Below are 18,319 nucleotides of genomic sequence, written 5' to 3' on the forward strand. Positions count from 1 at the left end.
ACATCAGGCGCCCGGGACAGGTCAAAGGGCGCTTCGTTCACAGGGACGCTTCGGTCACCAGATGTCGAATCCCCCGGCCGGGCGCACCGCCCGCTCGCCGAAGCGGGCCCGTGCCCGGTCGACGGCGGCCTCGATACGGCGGGCCTTGTCGTCCGCGGGGTCGAAGGTCAGCTGGTGGGAGGCCAGTTCGGCGGCGGCCAGCCCCTCGGCGCGCAGCGCGATGGACCGCACCCGGGCCCGCTGCAGGCCGAGCGCGGCGTGCAGGGCGTACGCGGTGGCGATCAGCGCCGGGGTGTGGGCCGTCGGTTCGGCCAGGGTCCGGCTGCGGGTGGTCGTGGAGCGGTCGGCGTAGCGGACGGTGAGCGTGAGGGCGCGGGCGACCTGTCCGCTGGTGCGCAGCCGGGAGCCGAGCCGGTCCGCGAGGGTGAGCAGCGCGCGGCATCTGCGTTCCGGGTCCAGCTCGTCGTGGCCGAAGCGGTGTTCGGCGGCGATGGAGCGGGCCGGGGCGTTCGGGGTGACGGGGACGGGGTCAATCCCGCGCGCCCAGTCGTGCACCCGGCGGGCGGTGGCCGGGCCGAGGATCCGGCGCAGGGTGGGCAGCGGCACGGCGGCGATCCGGGCGGCGCTGTCGAGACCGTACGAGCACAGGGTGCGGGCGGTCGCCTGGCCGACGCCGGGCAGGGCGGTGGGGGGCTTGTCCGCGAGGAAGGCGGCGACCGCGTCCGGGTCGTCGGGGACGGTACGGACCGCGCCGGCGTCCTGTGCGGCCATGCGGGCGAGCAGCGGGTTGGCGGCGACGCCGACGGTGCAGTCGACGCCGTACCGGGCCAGCGCCCGGACCCGTACGATCTCCGCCAGTCCGGCCGCGTCCCGGTCGAAGTAGCGCAGCGCGCCGGCGACATCGGCGAGCGCGGCGTCGGGCGGCACCGCCTCAACGACGGGGGTCACCTCGGTGAGCAGGGCGAGCAGGCCCTCGTAGGTGTCCGCGCCGAGAACGGGTCCGGGACGGCCGGGGCCACGACGGCCGGGACCGGGGCCAGGACCAGAGCCAGGACCTCGACCGGCGCCTCGGCCGGGCGTGTCGGGGGCCGTCCCCGCCGTTCCCTCGGCGGGGTGGAAGCGCACGTACAGCACATGCGGTTGCTCATGGGCCTCATGGGTCGGTTGGGGAGTCATCCCGCGCTCCCTGGGCTGGAATGCCACAGCTTGCGGCCGGTGGCGGCCTGTTCGCCCGCGGGCTGGAGGTCGGCCCACGGGTGCATGGCGTAACCGGTGGGCAGGTGGATGCGGCGCCCGGAGTCGCCGCCGGTCCCGCTCCCGGCTTCGTTCCCGGCCTCGCTCCCGGCTTCGGCGTCCGCGTCGGCGGGGACACCGGGCTCGGGCTCCGCCCGACCCGCACCCGCACCCGCACCCGCACCCGCACCCGCGAGTTCGGCGGCGACTGCCTCCAGGCCGCCCTCGCGCCGGAGTTCGGCCAGCTCGGCGAGGTTCCAGACCGCCGAGCCGACGACGCTGAGGCTGCGCGGCCCGCGCCGCTGGACCACGCCGCGCACCAGCAGCAGCCAGGAGTGGAAGACGGTGTGCGCGCACGCGGCGTGGCTGTCGTCGAAGAAGGCGCAGTCGACCAGCCCCGTGCCGTCGTCGAGCGTGGTGAAGATGACGCGCCGCCCCGAGCGGATCGGCGGGGTCTGGGTGGCGGCCTTGGCCCCGGCGACCAGCACGGTCTCGCCGTGCCGCGCATCGCGCAGCCGCTTCGCCGGGACCGCGCCCAGCTCCTCCAGGAACGCCCGGTGGTCGCCCATGAGGTGGCGCGAGACGTCCATGCCGAGGATGCCGAGCTCGGCGCCGAGGCGTTCCTCCGGGTTCAGGTCGGGCAGCCCGGCGGGGGCGGGCGGCGCGGTCTCGGCCAGCGGGAGTTGACCCTCGCCGGTGCCGTCGCGCCGGGCGCCCCGCTGCTGCCGGTGCAGTTCGGCGATCTGCAGCAGCAGATCGCGGCGGCTGGTGCCGAAGGCGTCCAACGCGCCGACCTGGGCGAGCCGTTCGGCGACCGGCCGCCCGGGGTGGGCGCGCCGCCACAGGTCCTGGAGCGAGGAGTACGGCTGCCCGGACTCGATCCGCTCGGTCTCGGCCTCACTGATGCCGTGCACATCACTCAGCGCGAGCCGTACCCCGAAGCCCGCGCCCGCGGAGCCGGGGGCCGTGAAGCCCGCGCCCGTAGAGCCCGCACGGGTGGACCTGGCGCCCGTGGAACCCGCACTCGCGGAGCCCGCACCCCTGGGACCCTCGCCTGTAGAGCTCACGCCCATGGGCCCCGTACCCGCCGCCCCGGCTGCTGACATCCCATCACCAGACACCAGTTCGATTCGATAATCCGCGCCCGACCGGTTCACATCCAGCGGCAGAATCGGCACCCCGCGCCGCCGCGCGTCCGCCAGCAGCAGCCGCTTCGGGTACATCCCGGGGTCGTGGGTGAGCACCCCGGCGTAGAAGGCCGCCGGGTGGTGCGCCTTGAGCCAGGCGGACTGGTACGTCGGCACCGCGAAGGCCACGGCGTGCGCCTTGCAGAAGCCGTACGACCCGAACGCCTCGACGATCTCCCAGGTGCGCACCAGCACCTCCGGCCGGTAGCCGCGGTTCGCCGCCTCCGCGTGGAACCAGGCCCGTACCCGCCCCTGCCGCTCGGGGTCGGACAGCGCGCGCCGCGCCTCGTCGGCGAGGTCCCGTTCACAGCCCGTCATGATCGACAGGATCTTGATGATCTGCTCATGGAAGACGACCACGCCGTACGTCTCGCGCAGCGCGTCCTCCAGGTCCGGATGCGGATAGCGCGGCGGTTTGCGGCCGTGCCGCGCCTCGATGAAGGGGCGCACCATGTCGGCCGCGACCGGGCCCGGCCTGAAGAGCGAGATGTCGACCACGAGGTCGTGGAAGGAGGTGGGCTGCAGCCGGCCGAGGAGGTCGCGCTGGCCGGGCGATTCGATCTGGAAGCAGCCCAGCGTCTCGGTGGAGCGGATCAGGCCGTAGGTCGCCGGGTCGTTCGGCCGCACCACCTCGGGGTCGTCGAGGTCCAGCGGGCGGCCCGTGACCCGCGCCACCTCCGCGGCCGCGTGCGCCATCGAGGACTGCATCCGCACTCCGAGGACATCGAGCTTGAGCAGCCCCAGGTCCTCGACGTCGTCCTTGTCGAACTGCGACATGGGGAAGCCCTCGCCGCTGGTGGGCACGATGGGCGTACGGGCCCGCAGCCCGGCGTCGGAGAGCAGCACTCCACACGGGTGCATGGCGATGCCGCGGGGCAGCCCGTCCAGCGCCTCGACCAGCTCCCAGAGCCTGCCGTAACGTTTCTGCTCGGCCGCGACCGCGCTCAGCTCGGGCAGTTCGGCGAGCGCCGCGCGGGCGTCGCGGGCGCGGATGTGCGGGAAGGACTTGGCGAGCCGGTCCACCTCGGCCGGGTCCATACCGAGGGCCGCGCCCACGTCCCGTACCGCGTGGCGCACCCGGTAGGTCTCGGGCATCGAGACGGTCGCGACCCGCTCCGCCCCGAAGCGGTCGAAGATCGTGCGGTAGACCTCCAGACGGCGCGCGGACTCCACGTCGATGTCGATATCGGGCAGTGCGGCCCGCCGCACCGACAGGAACCGCTCCATCAGCAGGCCGTTCGCGACGGGGTCGGCGTGCGCGATGCCGAGCAGGTGGTTGACGAAGGAGCCGGCGCCGGAGCCACGGGCGGCCACCCGGATGCCGAGCGCCCGGGTGTCGTCGACGACCTGGGCGACGGTGAGGAAGTACGAGGCGAAACCCAGCCGCTCGATGGTGCGCAGTTCGTCCTCGAGCCGCCCCCACCGCTCGTGGTCGCGATCGTAGCCGCGCAGCACCATGGCGGCGGCGCAGCGCGAGCGCAGCACCCGCTCGGCGCTCCGGTGCCCGGCCCCGACCAGATGCGGCTCGGGGAAGTGGATGCTGCCGAGGCCGATGTGGTCCTCGGGGTCGACGAGGCATGCGGCGGCGGTGCGCCCGGTCTCCTCGAGCAGCCGGTACGCGGCGTCCTGCCGCCACCCCGCGGCCTCCGCGATCTTCTCGGCGATCCGCGCCATGTCCCGCGGGCCCTTGAGCCAGCGCTCACCGCTGTCGAGCGCCGCGGGGTCGCGCGGGTCGATCGGCACCAGCCTGCGGGCGGCGTCCAGTACGTCGGCGACCGGGCCCTGCCCCAGGTCGGCGTACCGTACGGCGTTGCTCAGCACGGCCCGTACACCCTGGTCGGCGGCGAAGCCGACGGTACGGGCGGCGAGCCGCAGCGAACCGGGGCCGGTGCCGGTGCGGCCGTGCCACACGGCCTCCAGGCGCAGCGCGTCGCCGAACAGTTCGCGCCAGGGGGCGATCAGGTGCTCGGCCCGGTCGGGCCGCCCGGCGGCCAGGGCCCGGCCGACGTCGGAGTCCGGGCCGAGGAGCACGGTCAGCGGGGCGAGGGCGGTGGCGCCGCCGCCGCTTTCGAGGTCTTCCCAGTGCAGCAGGGGCTGCCCGGTGCCGCCCGCATGCGTTCCCGCATGGGCGGCGGAGACCAGTCCGCACAGCGCGGCCCAGCCGGCCGCGCCGCCCCGCGCCAGGAAGACCGCGCGGGGCGCGGACTCATCGATGAACGCCCCGCCGCGCACCGGCGTGCGCCGGCGGACCGTACGCCCCGGCTCCGGGGCCCGCGCCTGTACGGCAAGGTCCACCCCGAAGAGAGGCCGCACCCCCGCGGCCGCGCCCGCCTTGGCGAACCGGACCGCCCCGGCGAGGCTGTCGCGGTCGGTCAGCGCTATCGCGTCCATACCGCGCTCGGCGGCGCACTGGGCCAGCCGCTCCGGGTGGACGGCTCCGTACCGCATGGAGAACCCGGAGGCGGTGTGCAGATGCGTGAACCCTGGCATCCACACCTCCTGCCGCTTGTCGCACCCCCTGCCGTCCCTGCCCGCCACGCGGCGCAGCCCCTCGCCCCACCTTAAACCAATTCTCGAACACTCGTGCGAAACGACCCGCCTCCCGCGTGACCTGCGGGAATAACATCTCTCCCCTTCACCATAAGGGACTAAAAGCCCCATAACCCCCATAGCGCATGGCGGTATAGGGGTCCAGACGGGCTGGCGCCCGGCGCCAGCCCGAGCAGCAGAACGAGCAGGCGTGGTGCCTGACCGTCGCGACCAACGCGGTCACCTGCTGGCACACCGAGTACATGGGCCAGGCCGTCGGCGAACCGCGCGGCGCCGGCCGCGAGGTGGACGCCGAGGTCCTGGCACACATCTCCCGGCCCGCAGCTCGGTGGTCAACTACTGACGAGCGATGGGTCGATGCGCAACCAGCCGATGAGCGGGTGGATCTGCCCGATCAGCCCAGCGATGCGCTCACCGTACGCAGCTCGTCCAGGGCCACCAGGACGTACCCGGCGAGATCATCCTTGCCGTCACGGTCGCCCTCGGACCATTCGGCGAACCCGCGCTTGAAGGCGAGGACGCCCAGCTCGCTCGCGAGGGCCGCGGTCGGATCGGGCAGGCCGCGGGCGACCAGGGCGGTCGTCATCGCGGCCGCGAGGCCGACGGTCTTGAGGGCGTCACGCTCTTGAAGCTCAACGCTGGCGGCGACGGCCGCCTTCAGGCGCGGGGCGAGCTCGCGATTCATGGGGCCCATCGCGCTCGACGCGCGCTCAAGACCGGCAGCGACCACCTCGAGCGGGCTGGCGTCACCGGGCGCCTCAGCGATCCCCTCGGCCAGCAGCCGGCTCAGCGTCTCCTGTCCGGCCACCAGCAGCTCGCGCTTGTCGGGGAAGTGCCGGAAGAAGGTGCTCTTGGTAACCCCGGCGCGCTCGGCGATCTGCGCGACCGTCGTGGCGTCGTACCCCTGCTCGGTGAACAGGTCGACTGCGGCCACGACGAGGCGTTCGCGTGCGCCTGGTTCCCACCTACCCATGGGGCCAGCATATGTGATGGGACTCTTGTCCCGTCACCCTGGTAGCGTGTGACGGGACAAGAGTCCCATCACTTTCGGGAGGGTTTCCATGCGCGTCTTCGTCACCGGCGGGACCGGTCTGATCGGGTCCGCCGTCGTCGCCGAACTGCTCGCGGGCGGCCACACCGTCCTCGCGCTCGCCCGTTCCGACGCGTCCGCGCTCGCTGCCGAGGCGGCCGGCGTCGAGCCGCTCCGGGGAGCCCTCGCCGATCTGGACGTCCTTCGTGCCGGCGTCGCTCAGGCCGACGGGGTGATCCACCTGGCATTCGGCAATGACTTCAGCAGCCCCGAGGACCTCGCGAAGAATGTGGCCGAGGAGAGTGCCGCCCTCGCGACCCTCGGCGGGGAACTCGTCGGCAGCGACCGCCCCTTCGTGACCGTCTCGGGTACGCCCTGGGTGCCGGGCCGTGTCTCCACCGAGGCCGACCCGGTGCCGACCGACGGGCCGGTCGGTGGTCGCGGTCGCGCGGTCACGGCGGTCCTGGGCCTTGCCTCGCGCGGGGTCCGGAGCACGGCCGTACGCCTGCCGCGCACGGTCCACAACAACGGCGCGGGCGGGTTCGCCGGCTTGCTGACCGACATCGCGCGCCGGACCGGAGTGTCCGGCTACCCGGGCGACGGCACACAGCGCTGGCCGGCCGTCCACGCGCTCGACGCGGCAGTCCTCTTCCGGCTCGCCCTGGAACAGGCGGAAGCCGGTACCTTCTGGCACGCCGTGGCCGACGAGGGAGACCAGGTGCGGGACATCGCCGCGGTCATCGGCCGACGGCTGGGCCTGCCGGTCGAGCCGGTGCCGTCGCAGACGTACGGCCCTCTCGGCCCGATCTTCGCGAACGACCAGCCCTCGTCCAGCGCCCACACCCGGCAGACCCTCGGCTGGGAGCCGAAGCACCCCAGCCTCCTGGATGACCTGGAGAACATCCAGCCCTGACCGGCGACCGGGAGGCCCGCTGACGCCGGACCGCCACCCGCGTGGCAGCAACACGTCCCGCACTGTCGACATGTCCGTGGTGAAAGCGGGTCTCCACGGCATCGCCGACTGTGCAGCCATTCACGTCCACAACCAACAGGAGGTCCCGTCATGGTGGCAGTTGTCTTCGGCGCTCGCGGTAACGTCGGTCGTCACGTGGCCGATGGCCTGCTGGCCGCCGGTGAGCAGGTCAGAGCAGTCAGCAGGACCCCAGCCGCGGGCTTGACGCCCGGGTGGGAAGCAGTCGCCGCCGACCTGGAGCGTCCCGAGACGCTGCCCGCAGCGCTCGACGGTGCCGACAAGGTGTTCCTTTACGGAATGCTCGACCCCCGGAAGCCCTACGACATCGAGAAGGTCGCCGCGGCGGCCACAGCCGCGGGGATCCGGCAGGTGGTTCTGCTCTCGTCGGTGTCGGTCCTGAACCCCGACGCCGACCACCCGGTCCCCCGCCTGAACCGCACGATCGAGCAGGCCATCCAACGGTCCGGCGTGGACTGGACGTTCCTCAGGCCGGGGACATTCGCGACCAACACCCGCACCTGGTGGGCCGAATCGATCCGCACGGACAACGTCGTCCGTCTTCCCTATCCGCTCGCGCAGTCGGCACCGGTGCACGAGAAGGACATCGCGGCGCTTGCGGTGACCGCCCTGACCGAACCGGGCCACTCGCACCAGGCATACACCATCTACGGAGCCGAGTCCCTGACCCTGCAACGGCAGGTCGAGTACATCGGCGATGCCCTCGGCCGCCGCATCCGGATCGAACACGTCTCCGACGAGCAGGCTCGCGCGGAAGTGGGCAGAACAATGCCTCCGGTCGTGGCCGAGGCAATCGTGAGTCAGTGGGCCGCCGCCGACGGCGTCCCGGTCCTGACCTCCGTCATCGCCGAAAAGATCACCGGCACGCCGGCGCACACCTACGCCCAGTGGGCCGTCGACCACTCCGACGACTTCCGCTGAGCTTGTCGTTGACCTGCGGTGTCGGTGGCGACCCCGGCCGGTCGTGAGGCGTGTCGCTCCAGGGACCGTACGGAGGCGTGTCGGGAGCGGGCCGCCACCGCCGACGAGCTGGTCGAGGTCTACCGCGCCGTCGCGGGCGCCTGCTGAGCCGTGCCGGTACGGAGCCTGAGCGCCGCTGGACGGCATTCGGCTCCGGCGGGTGCGGGCATCGCCTCACGCCTCCGGCGCACACAGCAGCCAGCAGCGGGAAGGGGGAGGGGAGGTGCGCCGCCGTCGCCGTCCGGCGGCCCGGCGGGCTGCGGCGATAGGAAGCAGCCCCGGCTCCCTTCCCGGTGGCGTCGCGCCGAGCGCGGGAGCGCAGTCCGGTTGCGGCCCTTCCCCACCCCCTCTCAGAAAAACGCTTGATGTAGAGCAAGCATTCTTTTAAGAAGGGGTGGGGGAGGCCTCGAACCGGACCGGCATCTACCGCTCCGCGGCATGCTGGCCGCCTTGCGCCGGAGGCGCGAGACGAAGCCCGCACCCGGCGGACGGAGCATGCCGTCCAGCGGTGCTCGTCCGTTACTTCGGCATCGCGCTCTACGCGTCGAACTTCCCAGCGCGTCGAGAGCCCCTGATCCTTGGCGAGATTGGGGCCGGACAGCACCGCGATCCACTCAGCGGGTACGTGGGCGACCTCCTCGATGACGAACGGCCTCCCCGCCCGCATGCCTGTACACGTTGACCAGAAGCTCGGTGACGATCTCCAGGGTGTCGTCGATCAGCTCGTCGAGCCTCCATATCTGGAGGTGGGCCCGCACGGTGCGCCGAACACGCGTTAGTTCCTCCGGCCGGTCGGCCACCCGGTTGGCAACGAAGACCCGGCAGGTCTCGGTGGCCTGCTCGATGGCCCCGGGCAGTTCGGCTCGTTCCAGCGGTCGCGGACGCGGGATCGATCATGGGCACCCAGTAACGGGCCGTCATGGCGACGTCCCAGATGGGGCGGCCCGGGGCCGCGAAGTCGAAATCGATCAGGGTGGCGGGACGGCCGTCACGGAACACGACGTTCTCCGGGCACACATCGTTATGGCACACGATCGTTCCGCGCCCCGGACCTTCCGGATCGGCCAGATCCCGGGGCCACTCGGCGCGACCGTCCACCCCGACGGCCGCACATGCCTCGTGCAGCCGCCGCAGCAGGCTCCCCACCGGCGCCAGGGCGGCCGGCGTCAGCGCCCAGCGCGGAAACGGCGGCAGGGCCACATCGCCGGGGACGAAGATCAGCTGTTCGCGGCCGTCGGCGGTGAGCCGGACCGGGGTGGGAACGCCATCGAAGGGTGCCGTCTTCCGCCTCCGCCGTCATGACGAGCACGCTATCGGCGGATCGGCTCCGAGTCGGCCAGTCCGCTAAGGCCGCAGGATGAGCTTGCCGCGGGTGTGGCCGGTTTCGCTCTGTTCGTGGGCCTTGGCCGCGTCGGCGAGCGGGTAGCTCTGGGCGATGGGCACCCGCAGCTGGCCCGCGGCGGCGAGGCGGGCGTGGCCGGCGAGGGCCTCGGCGGAGAGGGCGTCGCCCGCGGAGAAGGTGACGCCGAGATCCGCGGCCTCCATGTCGGCGATGGTGACGATGCGGTCGGTCGTACCGCCGCGCAGCTCGATGGAGACGGGCAGCGCCCCCTGCCCGGCGGCGTCGTAGACGGCGTCGACGCCGCGCGGGGCGACGGCGCGGACCCGGTCGGCGAGGCCTTCGCCGTAGGCGACGGGGATGGCGCCGAGCGAGCGCAGATAGTCGTGGTTGGCGGGCGAGGCGGTGCCGATGACGGTGGCGCCCCGGGCCACGGCGAGTTGGACGCCGACTCCGCCGACCGCGCCGGCGGCCCCGTGCAGCAGCAAGGTCTCGCCGTCCGTCAGCTGGAGGAGGTCGAGGACGCGCGCCGAGGTCTCGGCGGCCACGGGGAGCGCGGCGGCAGACTCCCAGTCGAGGTCGGCCGGTTTGGGGGCGACGACGGTGGCCAGGGCGTACGCGGCGTAGGCCCCGGTGTCGGTCCAGCCCAGCACCTCGTCGCCCACGGACAGGCCGGTCACATCGGGGCCGACCTCGTCGACGATCCCGGACGCCTCCAGGCCGGGGATCGCCGGGAACTCGGCGGGGCCCATCTGGGGCATCCAGCCACGGCGGATCTTGTAGTCGAGGGGGTTCACGGCCGCGGCCACGACCCTCAGCCGGACCTGCCCGGGGCCCGGGTGCGGCTCCGCCATGTCCCCCAGCCGCAGCACCTCGGGGCCGCCGTACTCCTCGTAGGCGATCGCCTTCATGACTCTCACTCCAAGCTTCATATGGGTACACATCGGGGTTGATCCAACGGCTCCATCCTCGGCCGGGACGCGCTCCGTCCCGCCCCGCCCTTCGGCCGGTTCGACCTGGCCGAAAGGTCAGGCGGGGCGCGGACAGCGCTGTTTACGCTGGCCCACATGGACCTCACCACCGCAGTCGATGTGATCCGGGTACCCCTCGGCGAGATCCTGCCTCGCCTGTCCGCCGCGCTCGTCGAGGCGATTCCGCACGGTGCGGTGGCCGAGTTGTCCAGCAACTGCCCGCACTCGCCGTTCAAGACGTACGTGAATCCGCCCGGCGACCCCGGAGCGCCCATCACCACCGCCGAGGTGGCCGCCCTGCTCCCCCACGCGCTTGGCGAGGGAAGCTGGCAGGGGCGGGCCCGGATGGGCGGCGTCGAGGTGCCCGTCCTGGCCCTGCACAGCGACGTCACCGCGCGAGGTGCGCTGCTCGTCCTCGTCGGGACCGCGGAGAGCCCCGTTCCGGCCGAGCACCTGAGGACGGCGCGCGCCCTGTGGGACCTGGTCACCGCGCACCGGGAGCGGATGGCCTCGGAGGCCGTGCCGGGGCCGCTGGTACAGTCGCGGGCGGCGGCCGCGGCGCGGGCCGCGGCCATCGCCGAGCTGGTCGATGCGCACGGCGCCACCCTCACCGCTCTGCTCGGCGTCTTGCGCAGCCGCGACCTGGACGACCCGACTGCCCGGGCCCGGGCGGTCGACCTGGCCGGCGCCGCACTGGTCGAGCTGCGCGCCGGGTCCGACCGCGACCAGGCGCTGGTGGAGGAACCGGCCGGTGACGCCTTCGCCCGGCTCGCCGAGTCGCTGCGGTCGGCGCTGCGCGGTCTGAACGTACGGCTGGACCTGGGCCCGCCCGGTACGGAGGAGGGCGCGGACCTGCGGCTGCCCGCCGATGTGGCCAACGCGGCGCGCGCGACGGTGCGGGCCGTGGTGCACACCATGCTCGACGAGCAGGGGCACGGCCAGGACGGCGGACGGCAGCCGGTGCGGCGCGTCCATGTCGCCTGGAAGGTCGGTGCGCGCGAGCTGCGCGCCACCGTACGGGACGACGGGCCCGGCGTCCTGAGCCGGACCGCACTGGACGCGCGCCGGGTCGGCGAGCGGCTGGCGGCGCTGGGCGGACACGTGGACGTGGACGCGGTCCCGGAGTGGGGCACCACGGTGACGGCGACCGTGCCGCTGGGGCCGCCGCAGCCGGCCCGCGCGGATCCGCTGGAGGCGCTGGGGGCGCGGGAGCTGGAGGTGCTGGGGCACCTGGCCCAGGGCCGGCGCAACCGGCATATCGCGCAGGAACTGCACATCAGCGAGTCGACGGTGAAGTTCCATGTGGCGAACATCCTGGACAAGCTGGGTGTCGCCTCACGCGGCGAGGCCGCCGCGCTCGCCCATGCATGGGGTGTGAACGGCTCCTGAACCGCTCCGCCGCTCCCCCAACCGGCGCAGCCTCGGGCGCATTCCGGTCGAGCCGGTCCGGCTGAGGCCGGACCGTCGCCGTGCGGTCCCGGCCAGGTCGCCGCCGCGTGCTCCCGGGGAACGCGCTTTCCTCACGCAACAATGAGCCACCGAATGATTACGTGTTGCGACCGGAAGTGCTCGATCGACATGCGTTCCTGACACGCATCGCGTAAGACTCCGTCCGGTATCTGCAACCACGAGCAAGGGAGTGTTCGAAATGCGGAAAACCGCAGGGGCGATCGCTCTGGGCGCCGCCTTGATCTTGAGCAGCGTGGTGGGGACAGGAGCAGGCGGCGTGGCGAGCGCCGCGCCCGCGCAGCCGAGGAGTCTGTACCCGCCCTCGGCGCTGGTGCTCAGCTATGGAGAGGGGGAGGACGCGGGCTCGGCCGCGGTGCGGCGCGCGGTGACGCTGAGCTGTCGCCCCACCTCGACCGGCACCCACCCGACGCCCGATCGAGCCTGCGCCGAACTGCGTGCGGTCGACGGGGAGTTCGGGACGCTGACGGCCAGAACGGAGCACGGTCGAGCCTGTACGAAGGAGTGGCGCCCGGTCACCGTCACCGCCGAGGGGGTCTGGGAGGGCCGCCGGGTCTGGTACGAGCACACCTTCCCGAACCCCTGCCTCAAGAACAACGTCCGGAGCCAGGTGTTCGACTTCTGAGCGCCTGAGCGCCTGAGCGCCTGAGCGCCCTGAGCAGCTGAGCTCGTTGAGTGCCCAAGCGCGTTGAGCGACTGAGCGCACTGACCGGCAGGACCTCCAAGGCCCTGCCGGTCAGTCGCGTCAACCAGTCACCTCTCAGCCGATCTCGGCGCCGTACGCCTGAAGCGCCTCAGGCACCGGCTGGAAGAAGGTTTCACCGCCCGAGGAGCAGTCGCCGCTGCCGCCCGAGGTCAGCCCCAGCGCGGTGTCGTCCGCGAAGAGCGAACCGCCGCTGTCGCCGGGCTCGGCGCACACGGTGGTCTGGATCAGCCCCTCGACCGTGCCCTCCTGGTAGTTGACGGTCGCGTTGAGGCCGGTGACCTCACCGTCGTGCACCTTGGTCGTGCTGCCGCTGCGCTGCACCTTCTGGCCGACCGTCGCATCGCCGGCCTTGGTGATGGACTGCGTGCCGCCGTAGAGGTTCACCTCGCTCGGGTGCGCGGTGTCGCCGGTGTACTTGACCAGCCCGTAGTCGTTGCCGGGGAAGCTGCTGCCCGCGTTCTTGCCGATCTCCGGGCCGCCCTGGGACTCGGACCAGCTGCTGATCGCCTCGGTGCAGTGACCTGCGGTCAGGAAGTACGACTCGCCGCCCTTGACGACGTTGAAGCCCAGCGAGCAGCGCCCGCCCTGGCCCCAGATGGCGTCGCCGCCCGCGATGAAGGTACGGAACGTCCCGGCCGAACGGCGCACCTCGACCTTGTCGCCGAGCCCGTCGGCCACCTTGTTCAGCCGGTCGAGCCGGGTTCCCTCGACCGTGCTGTCGGCCGTGACGACGACCTTGTCGGTCCTCGGGTCGACCGACCACGAGGTGCCGGGGATGGTCGCCTTGTCCTTCAGTACCGCACGCGCCGCGCCGAGCTGCGCCAGCGAGTACTTGACCACCTTGGCCTCGGCCCCGGCCTCGCGCACCTGGTCGGCGGCTGCCTGGTCCAGGACGTTGACCACCAGCTTCTTGGCCTCGGCGTCGTAATACGCCCCGGCCGCGCCGTCCTTGAGGTCGGCGATCAGGGCGGCCGCCGTCTGCCCGGCCTCGGCGGCCGAGAGGGAGGGGGGTGGCGGCGGGGTGGGGGCCGCGTTGGCGGTCTGCAGGGAGATGGCCCCCGCGGCCAGGGCCACGGCGGCGGCGCCGGTGACGGCCATACGTCGCCGGGATATGCGTCGGTGCTTCAACTCAAGCCTCCTGTGGGGGGTTGGGCCCGGCGATGAGGTACGTCGGACCCGGAGGGCTCTTGGCACAGGCGCACCTGCCCAGCGGGGGGCGCGTCCATGCCAAATTGCGCCGACGAGTATTCCGGGGTGCGCGGGGCGCGTACAAGGTCGCGTACACGTCGCACGGAAGATCACGAAAATGCGCCCCGCCGCGCCGGGCACAGCCGTGCGGGCGTACGGCTGTTCGACGCAGGGCTACCGCCGAGGGCCTTACCCCTGCAGACCGATGAGGGCGTTGTACGCCTCTTGGACAAGGGCGTTGCCGGGGCCGGGGGCGGCGTTGGCCAGGGCTACCAGGGCCGTTGCATGGCGCGGGTTGAAGCCGGCGAAGGCCGTGAATCCGCGGGTGGCGCCCGAGTGGTGGTACAGGTCCGAGCCGTCGGGGCGTCGGCGGATGTTCCACACCAGGGACAGGCCACGGCCGTTCGGCAGCCGGACCCGGGGGCGGGTGACATCGCGCAGAGCGGTCCGCAGCGCGGCGGGGACGGCGGTCGAGGCGACGGCCGGGGCGACATCCGGGGCGGGGTCGAGGATGGCCTCGACGAGGCCGAGCAGATCACGCGCGCTGGTGCGGAGGGCTCCCGCGGCGGGCAGGCCGGGGATACGGAAAGCGGGCCGGGCTCGGCCGTACCAGTAGCCGGTGGCCTGCGCGCCCCCTTCGGCCGCCGAGGTGGCGCAGCCGGTGTCCCGCAGCCCGAGCGGCCGCAGCACGCGGGCGTCGAGGAGCGCGGGGTACGGGGTGCCGTCGGCCGCGCCGGTCAGGGCGTGGCCCAGCAGGCCGAGGCCGAAGTTGGAGTAGCGCACACGGGTGCCCGGGGCGGCCCGCAGCCTGGTGCGGGCCAGCGCGCGCAGCACGTCGTCGGAGGTGAAGGCGGCATAGGGGTTGGTGAAGAGGAGTGGCGCCGCCGAGCGGAGCAGTCCGGGCGGGAGGCGCGGCAGTCCGGAGGTGTGGGTGGCGAGATGGGTCAGGGTGATGGCGGTGCCGCCCGAGGGCAGGCGGGTGGCGGCGGGGAGGTGACGGGCGAGGGGGTCGTGGTGGCCCAGGTCGCCGCGGGCCGCCTGTTCGGCCAGCAGCAGGGCGGTGAACGTCTTGGTGAGGGATCCGGCCTCGAAGCGGGTGTCCGCGTCGGCCGGCACATGGCTGTGGTGGGCGATATGGCCGCGTACCACCAGGGCGCGGCGGCCTTCGTGGTGCAGCCCGACCGCGATCGCGCTGGCCCCGGGCGCCGCGGACAGCAGCATGCCGGTCGCCCGGCGCACCACGGCGGGGGCGAGCAGGTGGTCCGCGCCGTCTGCCGGGCCGTCTGCGTGGCTTCCGGTGGGGGTGTGGGTGGTCATACGGTGCCGTCAGGCGTGCCGGGGGCGTCCAGGGCGCGGGCCAAGGCGACGGAGGCGGCGATGGCGGCCACGATGGTGGTGTGCTGATGGTCGTGGAAGCGGGTGACGGTGTCGTCGTCGACGGGCTGGTCGTCGCGGGGCATCAGGCCGTCGGCGTGCTGGAGCTCCGCCAGCCGCCGCCAGTCGTCCACCTCACCGTACGGCTCGGGGAGGCAGCTGCCGACGAGCAGCAACTCGCCCACCAGATCCCACTGGCAGGTCTCGGTCCAGATGTCCGTCCACACCGGAAGCCAGCGGGTGAGGTAGCCGGCCACATCCCCGGGCAGTCCGCCCGGTTGCCGTCCCCAGTCGGTGAGGTGGAAGACGGTGTGGGTGACGCCGTACCCGGTCATCCAGTCGATGTACCAGGGCGCCGGGGTGCCGCCGAGCCAGGTGGCCCGGGTCTGCGTCTGCCAGTCGGGCGCCCCCGCGCCGCGGTCGTGGCCGGTGATGCGCAGGGCGTTGGCGACGGCGAGCCGGCGGTTGGGCACATGCTCGACGACATGGGCGGCGCCCAGCGCGACGTGGTGGGGGATCAGCCGCTCCAGGCCGGGGTGGCGGTAGCCGGCCCGGGCGAAGTGGGCGTATCCCTCGATGGTGTCGGTGGCCAGGGGGTGGCGCAGCAGCCGCTCGTACAGCAGAGCGCCCTCCTTCAGCTGGGCCCAGCTGAAGTCCAGCAGTTCGCGGGCGAGGGTGGCCTCGCGGCTGCCGGCGGTGCCGTCGCGCAGGACCAGGGAGGCGGCCAGCCCGGTCTCCGCGAGTGCCTTGTAGCCGTCTGTGTTCCCGGTGATGTCCCCGCCGTCCAGCGCGCCCAGTTGGCGGTGGGTGTGCAGCCAGCCCAGAGCGCGGGAACGGATGCCATGGGCGACCCCGGCCAGGGCCGTGGCCGTGCTCATGCCCCTCCCTCCCGCTCAGCCCCGGCGCTCATGAGGGCACCTCCAGGCCGAGCATCCGGCGGGCGATCGCCGCGTCCAGCAGACAGCGGTCGTCGCCGCCGCGCAGCGCGATGTCCTCGGCCAGCAGGGCCACATCCAGCGGGAGCGCGACTCCGTCGGCGGCCAGCCAGGCCAGCCAGCGGGTGATACGCGCCGCGGTGGCGAAGTCCCGCCGCAACAGCGCGCGGGTGGCGCCGCGGGACAGGGCCAGGACGCCGGAGCGCGCGGCCTGGTGCACGGGCCCGTCCAGACCGGGCAGCGCCAGCGACGCCAATTGCCCCATCCGCAGCGACCAGGGCACCCAGCCCTCGGCGCCGCCGACCGCACCATCGGCCGAGCGGTGGCGGGGCGCGCTGTCGTCACACGGCGGCGGCCCCTGCGGCACCGGCGCCGCGGCACACCACGGGTCGGGATCGAGCCGGGCCGCCACGGCGACCAGCCCCCAGTCGTTCCAGGCCCGGAGCCACGGCCGCTCCCGCCCGTCCGGTGGCGCGGCGGGCGGGCGGTGTTCGGGAGGCAGCGCCGAGAGACTGAGGCGTACGGCGGCCGACTCCTCCGGCAGCAGGGCCCGGCCGGTCAGCACATACGGGGCCAGCGCATCGGCCCCCAGAACCCGTACGGCGCCCACCGCGACCGCCGCGCTCGATGTCGCCGTCGCGCCGCCTCCCTCGCCGCCTCCGTCGCCTGCTACGGACGGCTCGCGATGCACCGCCTGAGAATCCGCCGCCCGGAGGTGCGCCGCCACGACAGCCGTGCCCCCGGCGCCCCGCAGGGCATCGAGGGCACAGCGCGCCAAAAACTCGGCCGATGCGCTGACAGCAGCGCGTGACCGCTCGGTGATCACCGGCGCCGAGGCTCCTTCGGCTCCTTGGGCTCTTTCGGGGAGACCAGCAAAAAGATGATTTGCCCCACGGCCGGGGTGTGCAGCGGAGCGCCGCTCACCGGCGCCTCAGGCCGTGCCATCAGCCCCTCCAGCAACTCCGCGTGCAGGGTCAGGCCGTCTTGCCGTTGTCTTTCGACCAGCATCGTCACTCCCGGTGAAGAGCGCCAACATTACGTGGATGCCTCCCTATCAAATTAGACGAAAACGCATCAAGCACGACACGACGGCCCAAAAGGGGAAATCGTTAGTCATAACGGCGCACAGCAGAGCCGGCGGTCCGTCGATGCGGACCACCGGCTCTGTTGCGCCTCTGGTGCGGGGATCAGCTCCGGCGGGTCACGGTCTCGGGGCTCGCCTCCGTACGCACTTCACGGCGCGGACGGGGCTCGGCACGGGGCTCGGTCGGCTCGACCAGTTCGGGCATGCCGGAGGATGCCGCGGCGGCCGGCCGATCCGCGGGCTGATCCGTCGGCCGATCCGCGGGCCGGGGCTCCGGGGCGGCGCGGGTGCCGTCGGGCTGGGGCGCCTCCTGGCCCTTCTCGAGGAAGCGCAGCAGCTCCACGGGGATGGGCAGCACCAGCGTGGAGTTTTTCTCGGCAGCCACCGCCATCACGGTCTGCAGCAGCCGCAGCTGCAACGCGGACGGCGTGTCGGACATCTGCGCGGCCGCCTCCGCAAGCTTCTTGGATGCCTGCAGCTCCGCGTCCGCGTTGATGACGCGGGCCCGCCGCTCCCGGTCGGCCTCGGCCTGGCGGGCCATGGAGCGCTTCATGGTCTCCGGCAGCGAGACGTCCTTGATCTCCACCCGGTCGATATGCACGCCCCACCCCACGGCCGGGCTGTCGATCATCAGCTCCAGGCCCTGGTTCAGCTTCTCGCGGTTGGACAGCAGATCGTCCAGGTCGCTCTTGCCGATGATCGAGCGCAGCGAGGTCTGGGCCATCTGGGAGACCGCGAAGCGGTAGTCCTCGACCTGGATGATCGCGTCCGCCGGGTCCACGACCTTGAAGTAGACGACCGCGTCGACCCGCACGGTCACATTGTCCCGGGTGATGCCCTCCTGTGCGGGCACGGGCATGGTCACGATCTGCATGTTCACCTTGCGGAGCCGGTCGAAGCCCGGAGCGATCATCGTGAACCCTGGGGGCCGGATCCCCGACCGCAGCCGACCGAGCCGGAGGACCACGCCCCGCTCGTACTGCTTGATCACGCGCGCCGCCGCCATCGCATAGACGGCCCCGCACGAGAGCACGACCGCGCCTGCTGTCACAAGCTCCTGCACCATCACGGCCACCTGCCTGCCGTATCGCGAGCGATGCCCCATTTGGGGCGTTGTTGTCAACGATAGTCCCGCCCCGGCGGGCCGGGGAGGGATGCGTCGGCAACCGAAATCGCCCGGGAACGACAGGAACCCCCGCCCGGAGGACCGGGCGGGGGTCACGGGGCTCGGCCGGGCAGCCGGCCGTGGGTCGGTACGACCGTGGGGATCCGTACCGGCCGTGGATCGGGTGGATCAGCGGATC

15 protein-coding genes and 2 pseudogenes are annotated in these 18,319 nt (G+C 73.0%); 6 read left to right on the plus strand and 11 right to left on the minus strand.

The window, feature by feature from the left end; all coding sequences use genetic code 11:
* Positions 1-54: 54 nt before the first annotated feature.
* Positions 55-1,176, minus strand: coding sequence for a hypothetical protein (locus ACFV2X_RS17160; RefSeq protein ID WP_385616949.1), 1,122 nt, complete (start codon positions 1,174-1,176; stop codon positions 55-57).
* Positions 1,173-4,910, minus strand: coding sequence for a DNA polymerase III subunit alpha (locus ACFV2X_RS17165; RefSeq protein WP_385616951.1), 3,738 nt, complete (start codon positions 4,908-4,910; stop codon positions 1,173-1,175). The genes ACFV2X_RS17160 and ACFV2X_RS17165 overlap by 4 nt, the downstream gene beginning before the upstream one ends.
* A 227-nt stretch (positions 4,911-5,137) precedes the next feature.
* On the opposite strand from ACFV2X_RS17165, the pseudogene ACFV2X_RS17170 reads away from it, so the two are divergent.
* Positions 5,138-5,272: pseudogene (locus ACFV2X_RS17170) on the plus strand (Tn3 family transposase); the annotation flags it as partial.
* A gap of 92 nt (positions 5,273-5,364) precedes the next feature.
* Here ACFV2X_RS17170 and ACFV2X_RS17175 read toward each other — a convergent pair.
* Positions 5,365-5,943, minus strand: coding sequence for a TetR/AcrR family transcriptional regulator (locus ACFV2X_RS17175; protein ID WP_385616953.1), 579 nt, complete (start codon positions 5,941-5,943; stop codon positions 5,365-5,367).
* Positions 5,944-6,031: 88 nt separating this feature from the next.
* On the opposite strand from ACFV2X_RS17175, the gene ACFV2X_RS17180 reads away from it, so the two are divergent.
* The 3 genes from ACFV2X_RS17180 (at position 6,032) to ACFV2X_RS17190 (ending at position 8,059) form a co-directional block, all read left to right on the plus strand.
* Positions 6,032-6,913 (plus strand): SDR family oxidoreductase, encoded by an 882-nt coding sequence (locus tag ACFV2X_RS17180; RefSeq protein ID WP_385616955.1) that lies wholly within the window; start codon positions 6,032-6,034, stop codon positions 6,911-6,913.
* A 150-nt stretch (positions 6,914-7,063) separates the two neighbouring features.
* A complete protein-coding gene (locus tag ACFV2X_RS17185; protein ID WP_385616957.1) occupies positions 7,064-7,912 on the plus strand; it encodes an SDR family oxidoreductase in 849 nt (282 codons plus the stop codon).
* Positions 7,913-7,930: 18 nt separating this feature from the next.
* The gene (locus ACFV2X_RS17190) at positions 7,931-8,059 is read left to right on the plus strand and encodes a hypothetical protein (protein WP_385616958.1); all 129 of its coding nucleotides are present in this window, start codon (positions 7,931-7,933) and stop codon (positions 8,057-8,059) included.
* A 683-nt stretch (positions 8,060-8,742) separates the two neighbouring features.
* Here the strand turns inward: ACFV2X_RS17190 and ACFV2X_RS17195 are convergent.
* Together ACFV2X_RS17195 and ACFV2X_RS17200 are read right to left on the minus strand one after the other, a co-directional pair.
* Positions 8,743-9,223, minus strand: a pseudogene (locus ACFV2X_RS17195) (phosphotransferase); the annotation flags it as partial.
* A gap of 72 nt (positions 9,224-9,295) precedes the next feature.
* Positions 9,296-10,201 carry an NADP-dependent oxidoreductase gene (locus ACFV2X_RS17200; RefSeq protein ID WP_385617036.1) on the minus strand — a complete coding sequence of 302 codons (906 nt, stop codon included), beginning with the start codon at positions 10,199-10,201 and terminating at the stop codon, positions 9,296-9,298.
* A gap of 156 nt (positions 10,202-10,357) precedes the next feature.
* Between ACFV2X_RS17200 and ACFV2X_RS17205 the strand changes: the two genes are divergently transcribed.
* Complete coding sequence (locus tag ACFV2X_RS17205; RefSeq protein WP_385616960.1) at positions 10,358-11,650, plus strand: LuxR C-terminal-related transcriptional regulator; 1,293 nt, start codon at positions 10,358-10,360, stop codon at positions 11,648-11,650.
* 259 nt (positions 11,651-11,909) lie between these two features.
* Complete coding sequence (locus ACFV2X_RS17210; RefSeq protein ID WP_385616962.1) at positions 11,910-12,353, plus strand: subtilase-type protease inhibitor; 444 nt, start codon at positions 11,910-11,912, stop codon at positions 12,351-12,353.
* Positions 12,354-12,488: 135 nt separating this feature from the next.
* Here ACFV2X_RS17210 and ACFV2X_RS17215 read toward each other — a convergent pair whose 3' ends face one another.
* From ACFV2X_RS17215 to ACFV2X_RS17240, 6 genes are all read right to left on the minus strand, one after another.
* Positions 12,489-13,562, minus strand: a complete 1,074-nt coding sequence (locus ACFV2X_RS17215; protein WP_385616964.1) for a S1 family peptidase — start codon at positions 13,560-13,562, stop codon at positions 12,489-12,491.
* Positions 13,563-13,811: 249 nt separating this feature from the next.
* The gene (locus tag ACFV2X_RS17220; RefSeq protein WP_385616966.1) at positions 13,812-14,939 is read right to left on the minus strand and encodes a serine hydrolase domain-containing protein; all 1,128 of its coding nucleotides are present in this window, start codon (positions 14,937-14,939) and stop codon (positions 13,812-13,814) included.
* Positions 14,936-15,874, minus strand: a complete 939-nt coding sequence (locus ACFV2X_RS17225) for a DUF6895 family protein (protein ID WP_385616968.1) — start codon at positions 15,872-15,874, stop codon at positions 14,936-14,938. Before ACFV2X_RS17225 ends, ACFV2X_RS17220 begins: the two co-directional genes overlap by 4 nt.
* Before the next feature lie 28 nt (positions 15,875-15,902).
* A complete protein-coding gene (locus tag ACFV2X_RS17230) occupies positions 15,903-16,757 on the minus strand; it encodes a hypothetical protein (RefSeq protein ID WP_385616970.1) in 855 nt (284 codons plus the stop codon).
* A complete protein-coding gene (locus ACFV2X_RS17235) occupies positions 16,754-16,939 on the minus strand; it encodes a hypothetical protein (protein ID WP_385617038.1) in 186 nt (61 codons plus the stop codon). The genes ACFV2X_RS17230 and ACFV2X_RS17235 overlap by 4 nt, the downstream gene beginning before the upstream one ends.
* Positions 16,940-17,118: 179 nt before the next feature.
* Positions 17,119-18,081 (minus strand): slipin family protein, encoded by a 963-nt coding sequence (locus tag ACFV2X_RS17240; protein WP_385616972.1) that lies wholly within the window; start codon positions 18,079-18,081, stop codon positions 17,119-17,121.
* Positions 18,082-18,319: the final 238 nt, after the last annotated feature.

This window comes from Streptomyces sp. NPDC059679 (genome assembly GCF_042734105.1).
GTDB lineage: Bacteria > Actinomycetota > Actinomycetes > Streptomycetales > Streptomycetaceae > Streptomyces.

Bases quoted from the DNA above. Each gene is read 5' to 3' on its own strand.
- ACFV2X_RS17160 (WP_385616949.1), bottom strand. From the start codon at position 1,176: ATGACTCCCCAACCGACCCATGAGGCCCATGAGCAACCGCATGTGCTG.
- ACFV2X_RS17165 (WP_385616951.1), bottom strand. From the start codon at position 4,910: ATGCCAGGGTTCACGCATCTGCACACCGCCTCCGGGTTCTCCATGCGG.
- ACFV2X_RS17175 (WP_385616953.1), bottom strand. From the start codon at position 5,943: ATGGGTAGGTGGGAACCAGGCGCACGCGAACGCCTCGTCGTGGCCGCA.
- ACFV2X_RS17180 (WP_385616955.1), top strand. From the start codon at position 6,032: ATGCGCGTCTTCGTCACCGGCGGGACCGGTCTGATCGGGTCCGCCGTC.
- ACFV2X_RS17185 (WP_385616957.1), top strand. From the start codon at position 7,064: ATGGTGGCAGTTGTCTTCGGCGCTCGCGGTAACGTCGGTCGTCACGTG.
- ACFV2X_RS17200 (WP_385617036.1), bottom strand. From the start codon at position 10,201: ATGAAGGCGATCGCCTACGAGGAGTACGGCGGCCCCGAGGTGCTGCGG.
- ACFV2X_RS17205 (WP_385616960.1), top strand. From the start codon at position 10,358: ATGGACCTCACCACCGCAGTCGATGTGATCCGGGTACCCCTCGGCGAG.
- ACFV2X_RS17210 (WP_385616962.1), top strand. From the start codon at position 11,910: ATGCGGAAAACCGCAGGGGCGATCGCTCTGGGCGCCGCCTTGATCTTG.
- ACFV2X_RS17220 (WP_385616966.1), bottom strand. From the start codon at position 14,939: ATGACCACCCACACCCCCACCGGAAGCCACGCAGACGGCCCGGCAGAC.
- ACFV2X_RS17225 (WP_385616968.1), bottom strand. From the start codon at position 15,874: ATGAGCACGGCCACGGCCCTGGCCGGGGTCGCCCATGGCATCCGTTCC.
- ACFV2X_RS17235 (WP_385617038.1), bottom strand. From the start codon at position 16,939: ATGCTGGTCGAAAGACAACGGCAAGACGGCCTGACCCTGCACGCGGAG.
- ACFV2X_RS17240 (WP_385616972.1), bottom strand. From the start codon at position 18,081: ATGGTGCAGGAGCTTGTGACAGCAGGCGCGGTCGTGCTCTCGTGCGGG.